Annotated in this window: 6 protein-coding genes and 1 pseudogene; 3 read left to right on the forward strand and 4 right to left on the reverse strand. The window is 46.3% G+C overall.

All coding sequences use genetic code 11. From position 1 onward, the window contains the following. Positions 1-61 precede the first annotated feature (61 nt). Together FD47_RS12490 and FD47_RS12495 are read right to left on the reverse strand one after the other, a co-directional pair. Positions 62-1,855, reverse strand: a complete 1,794-nt coding sequence (locus tag FD47_RS12490) for an ABC transporter ATP-binding protein (protein WP_054736226.1) — start codon at positions 1,853-1,855, stop codon at positions 62-64. After that, positions 1,848-3,605 (reverse strand): ABC transporter ATP-binding protein, encoded by a 1,758-nt coding sequence (locus FD47_RS12495; protein ID WP_054736227.1) that lies wholly within the window; start codon positions 3,603-3,605, stop codon positions 1,848-1,850. Before FD47_RS12495 ends, FD47_RS12490 begins: the two co-directional genes overlap by 8 nt. Before the next feature lie 207 nt (positions 3,606-3,812). On the opposite strand from FD47_RS12495, the gene FD47_RS12500 reads away from it, so the two are divergent. The 3 genes from FD47_RS12500 (at position 3,813) to FD47_RS12510 (ending at position 6,887) form a co-directional block, all read left to right on the forward strand. Next, positions 3,813-4,427, forward strand: coding sequence for a helix-turn-helix domain-containing protein (locus FD47_RS12500; RefSeq protein ID WP_235806092.1), 615 nt, complete (start codon positions 3,813-3,815; stop codon positions 4,425-4,427). A 207-nt stretch (positions 4,428-4,634) separates the two neighbouring features. Next, positions 4,635-6,002, forward strand: a complete 1,368-nt coding sequence (locus tag FD47_RS12505; RefSeq protein WP_056980754.1) for a glutamate--cysteine ligase — start codon at positions 4,635-4,637, stop codon at positions 6,000-6,002. 144 nt (positions 6,003-6,146) lie between these two features. Further along, positions 6,147-6,887, forward strand: a complete 741-nt coding sequence (locus FD47_RS12510; protein WP_040537813.1) for a gamma-glutamyl-gamma-aminobutyrate hydrolase family protein — start codon at positions 6,147-6,149, stop codon at positions 6,885-6,887. Between the two features lie 218 nt (positions 6,888-7,105). Here the strand turns inward: FD47_RS12510 and FD47_RS12515 are convergent, their stop codons facing one another. Further along, a complete protein-coding gene (locus FD47_RS12515) occupies positions 7,106-8,434 on the reverse strand; it encodes a glutamate--cysteine ligase (protein WP_054736230.1) in 1,329 nt (442 codons plus the stop codon). Between the two features lie 120 nt (positions 8,435-8,554). Then, positions 8,555-9,269: pseudogene (locus FD47_RS12520) on the reverse strand (glutamate--cysteine ligase); the annotation flags it as partial.

Here is a 9,269-nt window from a genome sequence, read left to right on the forward strand (position 1 = left end):
GTGAGCTGGGACTTTTGTCCCAGCCTCTTTTTGTCCGCAAGTAATGAGTCACAAGCCTCTTTTAATTTAAATGGGCTGAATTTTGCAGCCGAATCATGTCGTAGTAGTACCCTTTCTTTTTCAACAACTCATCATTGGTTCCCCGCTCGACAATTCGGCCCTTTTCGAGTACCAGAATAAGGTCGGCGTTTTGAATTGTTGAAAGTCGATGTGCAATGGCGATGGTTGTTCGCCCTTCTTGAAGTTTTGCCAACGCTGTCTGAATGAGTTGTTCAGTTTCCGTATCGATGTTCGCAGTCGCTTCGTCCAAAATCAAAATTTTCGGATCGGTTACTAATGTCCGGGCAAATGAAATCAGCTGTCGCTGCCCACTGGAATAGCTCGCCCCACGCTCAATCACCCGGGAATCATACTGATTGGGTAACGCTTCAATGAAGTGGTCAGCCTGAACAAACTGGGCCGCTCGTTTAACGGCTTCATCGGAAATTTGATCATTGAACATCCGGATATTTGAGGAAATCGTTCCGTAAAACATAAACGGTTCCTGGAGCACTAATCCGAGTTTTTGCCGCAATTCTTGAATTGGGTAATCCCGGATATTGCGGTCATCAATGAGAATCTCACCGCTTCCGTACTCGTAAAATCGCATCAGAATATTGATAGTCGAGGTTTTCCCACTCCCAGTTTCCCCCACTAAAGCGATCGTTTGCCCGGGTTCAGCAACGAATGATACGTCGTGGAGTACCGGATTGACGCCGTCATAAGCAAACGTCACGTGGCGAAATTCAATCTTCCCGCGAGTAATCGTTGCCCCTTTAACAGGATGCTGTTGTGGTTCAAGCGTTTGGTCATCCATAATTCGCAACACTCGCGAACCGGCAACCACGCCATCTTGGAAATCAGACAATCGATCCATCATGTTGGACATTGGATTATAGAAGTTATCAAGATAGGTCACGAAGGCATAGATGACACCAGCCGCAACGTAACCGTGTAACCCGCGAATCCCAAACATCCCCAGTACCATGACACTGCCTAAAGCGTAAAATAGGTTAATAATCGGATTTAACAGTAACGAGTTAATCCGAATCATCGCCCGCCGGGTACTGTAATACTGATCGTTGGTATCATTAAATTCATGGTTTACCCGCTTCTCCTGGCGAAACTGCTGAATTACGCTGATTCCCGTAATTCCCTCGGCCAGCTTAGCATTTAGCAAACTCAACCGTTCCCGCATTCGCCGATAGACCCGGGTACTGTAACGCTGGTAGTACCAAACCGTTACCGCTAAAAATGGCATGAATACCAACAGCCACAGAGCAATCACCTTATCCGCCAGCAACATCGCAATAAATGAGGAGACCATCGCGGACACGGTTACCACCAAGCTACTGAACAATGCCCAGAAGTTGGAGAACGCCATTGTATCGTTGGTCAGTCGCGAAAGAATTGAGCCGCTTGGGGTTTGGTCAAAGTAACGCATCCCAAGGGTGTGCAGTTTGGAAAACAGTTTCCGTCTGGTATTTTCCAACATGTATTCGGCACCCATTTCATATAGGTAAGTTTGTGAAAATTGCATCAGTGCCTTCATAACCATGCCAAAGAAATACAGACCAGCGAAGAACCACATGACTTGAAAGTCAGGATGACCAACCACCAAATGCGCATCCATATATCGTTGAATAATTTGCGGCAGTAAGATGTTGACAATTGAAACGGCAATCGCGAAGACCACCGAAAAATAAAAGTACCATTTATAAGGAGCAGCATAACGGAACAGCCGGCCAATAATGTGAATCTGTTCGCGGACCGGAATACTCTTTGACCACGCGGATTGATGAGTTGAACTAGCCATTCTGCGCACCTCCTTTAACCTTGGTTTCCAGTTCTTGACGCTCAAACATTTCTTTATACCAGCCATTGTTTGCCATCAATTGATCATGGGTGCCCCGTTCAACAATCTGACCATCATTAATGACCAGAATTTCATCAGCATCCATCACCGAACTCAGTCGGTGGGCAGAAATAATGGTTGTTTTTTCTTTCCGTTCAGCCCGTAAGTTTCTTAGAATCTGGGTTTCCGTTTCGGCATCCACCGCTGACAATGCGTCATCCAAAATCAGCAACTCAGGATTAATCAAAAGCGCCCTGGCAATTGCCAACCGTTGCCGCTGCCCACCGGAAAGTGAGATTCCCTCTTCGCCAACGGCCGTATCGTAACCATCGGGCATCCCCTTAATCTGGTTGTAAAGATCACTCTTTTTAGCGGCAGTTTCCACGGCTTCCTGACTTGCCTCGGGTCGGGCAAAGCGAATGTTCTCACGGATCGAGTCTGAGAATAGAAACGTATCTTGGGGAACGTAGCCAATCGCCGGAATCAGGGCATCCATTTTATAGTGGCGGATGTCAATTCCACCAAATTTAATGGTGCCGGTATAGTTATCAAACTGTCGCAGCATCAACCGGAGAATGGTGCTTTTTCCGGAACCAACCCGACCAACCAAGCCAACGGTTTTGCCAGCCGGGATCTTGAAGTTAATATTTTCTAGGGCCAGGCGGTTATCACCTGGATAGGAAAACTTTTCAACGTCGTAATCGATTTCACCGCGAGGCGCGGTTGTTGCGCCATTCGGATCATCAATCACTTTGCTCGTCTGGTTTAACAAATCCATCACCCGATCATAACTGGCATTTCCCCGTTCCAAAGTGTTAAACAACATCCCAACCGCAAACATCGGCCAAATCATCATTGCTAAATAGGAAACGAATGAAACCAAGGCCCCAATTGTAATCTGGCCGGTCGTCACTAAATAGCCACCGTACACAATCGTGATCACGTATGATAGCGAGATAATCATCGTTGTCATTGGGTCAAACAATGAATCCAACCGGTTCACCCGGCGATTAATATTAATGGTTTGGGCAACCTGGTCGTCAAAATCAGCCATGTCTTCTTCCTGCTGTCCCAGGCCCTTAATCACCTTAATGCCGGTAATACTTTCCTCGGCCTTGTTATTCAATCGCGAAAAGGCGGCTTGTGAATCCCGAAAGGCAACGTGAATTTTAGAGCCCATGTAACGGGCCATTACAGCTAACAGTGGGAAGGGAATGATCGCAATAATTGTGAGCCGCCAATCGATCAAACTCACCATCGCGATTAAGGTCGTCCCACCAGTAATCATTGAATCCGCAAACTGCAGAATGCCCCCACCAGCAACCCGTTGAATTGCCGACAGGTCGTTGGTCGCATGGGCCATCAAATCCCCAGTTCGGTACTTCTGAAAGAATTCTTGATCCATTTGGGTATAATGCCAAAAGAGGCGGTTTCGAAGGACCTTTTCCAGTTTCGCCGCCTCACCCCAAATCGCCGTCCGCCACATATAGCGACTGCCGTATTGGGCAATTGCAACAGCGGTTAATAATATCAGGAGCATGATTAGCGTACTGGCTGCAAGCTTGCCGCTGTGAATGGCATCCACTAACAGACCGATAATCCGGGGCGGAATAATGGCTAACAGTGCGGTTAAAATCAAGCCCCCCACCCCAACCAAGTAGGTTTTCCATTCTTCTTTGAAGTACCAACTCAGTTTTGCGAAGATGCTCATCGTGTTCACTCCTTAGATTAGAAATTAATTAAACAGAAATATGATAGCACAAATCGTCTCCCTTTACGGGAAAAACGCCGTGAAGTGCCGGACGTCCTTGCGAATTTAAACGAACCAACAAGTTTGTAATTAATTGTTGTCAACCGTGCTTTTAATGTATAATAAGAGTTTGAAGACAGTAACGTAACGATACATAACATAACGGTGGTGATACAGTTGAGTGAACAAGAACAGGGCTGGACAATGAAACAAATCGCTGATGAACTTGGCGTCAACAAAATGCGGGTTTATCGGACAATTTCGCGACTTAATTTAACCGAAGCGTTTAAGCGCGGGCAAACACTTTATTTTAATCAGGATGCCAAGGACGCAATTGAGCAGGCAATCAACCCAACAAGTCAGTCTCAGGAAACAACTCGCCGGCCAACTCAGGCCCGTTCCGTTTCCCAGGACTACGTTGACAACGGCTTACTGCAATCCCTAAATGATCGGGTAAAAGATCAGCAAACGCAGATCACCAACTTAACCCGTCTGTTAGACCAATCCCAACGGCTCCAACTGGTTGCTGAACAACGCAGCCAGAAGATGGAACAACAGATCACAACCCTTCAACAACAACTGGCCGCCCCATCAGCGGTTGCAACGCTTGCTCCTGAAAATCAAGCTAACGGCGAACGCCAACAACTTGATCCGGATTACTTTGATAAGGCCCATCGTGATCAGAATCCAGCCGATTCAAAAGACGAATCAACCATTATTCCGAAACCAGAAAAACAGGATGGCGGCTTCTTCAAGCATTTTTGGCAAAAGCCACTGCTCTAATCATTTATTGGAAGGTTACTGAAACTGATTCACAAAATCGGTTTGCAAGACCTTCCTTTTGTTTTTACATTCGTATTCGGTTAAAATCTGTGATTAACATTTTCGGCAAAGCGCTGAGCATTGCAGTTTGATGCCGTTAGTGTTAAGATTTTGTCATCAATTATCATCAATTTCTAATTATTGACTTGTCTTCAGGGGGGTGACATGATGTTTAGCGAAATTGGTCAACTTATTTTTGACAACGAAGCTGTCGCAAAAACCTCCGACTTTACCATGGGTTTGGAGATCGAAATGCAACGGGTGGACGAAACCGGTGAACTGAGTCAGGAACCCTATCCTGCAGCGGCCGGCGATGAAAAGACCAATCCATGGATTACGAATGATTTCTTGGAAACCATGTCTGAGGTGGTGACGCCACCTGCCGCGCATGCACTGGACGCAATGCACTATCTATATAGTATTAATAACGCCCTGCGTACCGCGCTATCACCAGGAGAATTGCTGTGGCCGCTTTCGATGCCGCCGCGGTTGCCCAAAGATAAAAGCAAGATCCCACTAGCTAAAATGGGGCCAAAAAAGGAAGCCTACCTTAAAGAATGGCTGAAACGTCACGGCTTTTCAGAGGGCACACCATGTGGTGCCCACATCAATCTCAGTATTGATCCCCATGTTTTCAATTTGGTATATGACAACATGACCGACCAGTTTGAGTCCAAGCTGGACCTGCAAAACTATTTATACGCCAAGATCGCGCAGGGGTTCTTGCGGTATCGGTGGCTGATCACCTATTTATTTGGTGCCAGCCCAATTGCCGAAGCAAATTACTTTGATCACGGAGAAGGGCCTGATGGGCCAATTCGAAGTGTTCGTCAGAGTTCCTATGGCTTCGGCAATAAATTCACCGGGGATTATACGAACGTCCAGCGTTATGTTAATCGGATTGAAGCCGGCGTTTCCAAGGGCGTTTTAATTTCCGATTATGAGTTTCATGGCGCTGTTCGATACAAGGGCAACACCAATTTAAAGGAACTTCCCAAAACCGGCGTTCAGTACTTGGAGCTGCGAATGCTGGATCTTGATCCCAGCAGTTCAGTCGGCATTCGAACCAACACGTTGCGCTTTTTCCGCCTACTAGCCAGTTACTTCATCATGGCGCCAGCGCTTAAACCTGAACAGGTGAATGCCGTCATTGCCCGGGCTGATCAAATGAACGAAGAAGTGTCTGAAGAACATCCAAATGACGCTTCCAAATACCAGGCCAGTGCCCGAGCATTTATGCAGCGTCTCGAGATGTATGCCGATAAGATTCAATTAGGCCCAGAATATCAGGAAGAAATTGAGGACCTACAGGATCGGATCGAAAATCCACGAACGACGCCGAGTGCCAAGTTAATTACCCACATTAAGGACCACTCATTAACTGATTATGCGCTTCGCCGCGCGACTCACTATCAGGAATCTGCTTTGCAATCCATTCGACCGTTTAAGGGATTCGAAACCAATAAAAAGATTTCAGCTGCCGACTTGAAGCACGAGCTGTTTAAGGGCAGTTGGGAACCGGGGATTGACAAGTAACGGCCTTAGTGTTGGCACGACTTATCAAAGATTGCAAAAAAAGTCAAATATTCACCATTTTTTTGATTTTAAGGTACACTTATGTGAATAGTTTGAAGGTTACAAATGTCACGAAACATCATCAATATTCAAGGAGGAATTCTATTGCGCCCACGAATTGCATTACCGGCGGATACCCTTGCCGAAGCAACAAACATCATCAATGAACGAAACGCCGCGTTTTCACCGCGACCAGCAATTGAAGCAATCGTCAAATCAGGTGGCGTACCCGTCATTTTCCCCAGCGTTAACCCGGAGGATGTGCGCGATTATATGACTCTGTTTGATGGGGTTTGTTTTCTGGGTGGTGCCGATGTCGACCCCACCTTTTATGGTGAAGAACCCTTTCAAAAATTAGGAATGACCTATCTTAAACGGGATCGATTTGAAATCGAGCTCTTAAAACAATCAGTGACCGCCGGCAAAGCAATTATGGGGATCTGTCGCGGTATGCAGCTAATCAACGTTGGTCTCGGTGGCACGCTGTACCAAGACCTGTCACAGGATCTGCACGCGACACTCAAGCACTCCCAAGAAGCGCCAGGCAACATGCCATCCCATCACATCACGGTGGATCCTACCAGCCGCCTCTATAATTTGATTGGGGGGCGTCCGTACGTCAATTCCCGTCATCATCAGGCAATCAAGGACGTTGCTAAGTACTTGAAGGTGACTGCCAGAGCCGATGATCAGGTAATTGAAAGCGTTGAGTCAATTAACAACGACCAAATTTTAGCAGTTCAGTGGCATCCCGAAAATATCTACAAACACTTCGAGGATTCCAAAAAGTTATTTAAGGACTTTGTGAAACGCAGCGAAAAGGTTGCTGAAAAGACCCGCGCTTAAATGAACGGATCGAAAAGAAGCCGAATATTACCCAGCTAAATCATGGGTCAGAAAGCAACTTCCGGCCGTATAAGCAAATTATCCAAATATCCACTTATACGCTGGAAGCTAACCGCTTTTTCCGACACCCGCTTAATTTTAAAAAACCGATTATTCCTCAAAAAGAATAGTCGGTTTTTAATTGCCCAAAATTTGGCAGTTAGTATAAATGTTTATTATTATAAGTTCAGCTGATGGCCCATCTTTAATTCATTCAACGCTCGCTGCTGTTCATCATACGAACGATTCTCAAAACCGTATAACGGGCGATTTAACAAATCATTTTGGTAACCTTGAGCCAGACTTAACAATTGATTAAACGCCGTTCGGGGTTTAGATTGCGCCCACGCGGTCAACCGGGCACTCGGCGTCAACTGGGGATTATCAATCCGTTCAATCATCCTCAGCGCCAACGCCTGGGAATCAAACGGCAGTGCGATCCCCCCACTAAATTCTTTAAGCGTTTCAACAAACTGGATCGCTTCATCATGAAATTGGGTGACGGTTCGCGGATCTTCTAAGGAAACGGCATCGTTCATCTGATGAGCAGCAACAATGGCATCATCGGCGCTGGTTAAATCAAATGGCTGATTAGCAGTAAAGTAGGCGAACATGAGTCGCACAATGTTAACGGCATCTTCAGAAATTCCAAGCGGTTCAAAGGGATCCAAATCATAAATGCGTAATTCAACGTACAGGATCCCGTTTGAGAGCAGGTCTTCCAAGTCAGCAGAGCGCTTCAGCCGAACGGTACCGTAGTACTCACGCTCCGCGATAATATCGTGATGGGTTACCGCGTCTTCAATATCGCGAACGTATTCGGAAACGCTTCGATAACTTGCCAGAAACCCGTTTCCGAATCCAAAGTGGGAATTTCGAAGTGATCGGACTGGGCCAGCTGGTGCATCGGTTTTTTCAGAGAAGTAGTTGTCAAACGCAAACGGGGTCGCCCCAAAGAGATACGTTAATAACCAGCGATAGCGCATAAATCCCACTGCTGCTTGAAGATACAGCTGATCGATCGCGTCTTGATCACTTTGGGCGCCAAGTTGGTTAATCGCTGCGGGCGTCAGGCCAACATTGACGTGAACCCCGGTTTCGGCGGTCCGCTCAATCTGACGAATTTTGGCAACCTGTTTGCGATAAACGTAATTTTCATGATCTGTTTGGGCAATTTCAATATCTGAGTGATCCGGCTTCAGCTTGGGCGGCATACTATATGGCCAGAGATATTCATCATCGGCAAGGGCACTTCTAAGCGCCTGGTGATAGGACCCCAGATACGTCATCGCCTGTTTGGTATCCGCTTCGGGCGGTGTAATCAATTCAGACTGGGTTTCCAAAAAATCATTTTTGATAAAATGATGCTTCTTTTCATCCAGCAATCCCGCTGGATACGGTTGGGTACTGAGTTCACCGGATGGATTAACCCGGTGAGTCTCAATTTCCATGCCAACAAATGAATTAATCAGGCTTGAAATAAAAGCTGCATTTTGAATCCCAATCATGATTGTCACCATCCTTTACTGACAAAAAGAGTCTCGCAAGTTATCAACTTACGGGACATCTCAACGTTGACCGCTTGATATTTAACTCAAAATTTTAATCGTCTGATTCAACCGTGTCAACTATTTTGAATCTGTTAAATTTTCGGGTTTCCCCATCGCCCCAAACAGCCGCTGCCGTAATTCTGCGGCGGTCATATCGGGCTGCTCTTCAAATCCTGTAAACGGATGGGGATTCTCATGAGCTCGGTTTTGATAACGGTTTGCCATTGCCAAGCCATATGACATTAAAGACCCATCAACTTCGTGATCGCATAAGTTTGCGGCTGGCGTTAAGTTCGGGTTATCCAATCGGTCCTGCATGGTATCCAGAACTTCTTGATATTCCGGTCCCCATTGAATTGTTGCGCCAAACAACTGCAGTTTATCCAGCAAGTTTTGGGCTTCATGATGGTAAATCGTTTGTTGGTAGGGATTCTCCAGGGCGACCACTTCGTTCATCGAAATCCCCTGGGCAAGCTTCAAATTAATCTTTTCCTGATCCGCCATTGGTGGCGTCATCATGAAATAGCTCAGTAAAATTCTGAAGAAGCGAATAGTGTTGGTCCGAACGCTCAGTGCGGTTGTGGGATCCAGATCCAACATCCGCAATTCAATATAATCAACGCCATGCTTCACCATGTTAGTGAGATCACCATGCATGGTCTTCAGGCGAACGCTGGCATGGTATTCGGCCTCACTGAATAGCTTGCCGCTCTTGATATTCGATTCAATATTATTGACGTAATCACTCACCGTTCGATAGTCTTTCTTAAGAAACTGTTTGAGATCTAAATTG

The organism is Lentilactobacillus parafarraginis DSM 18390 = JCM 14109 (genome assembly GCF_001435895.1).
Taxonomy (GTDB): domain Bacteria; phylum Bacillota; class Bacilli; order Lactobacillales; family Lactobacillaceae; genus Lentilactobacillus; species Lentilactobacillus parafarraginis.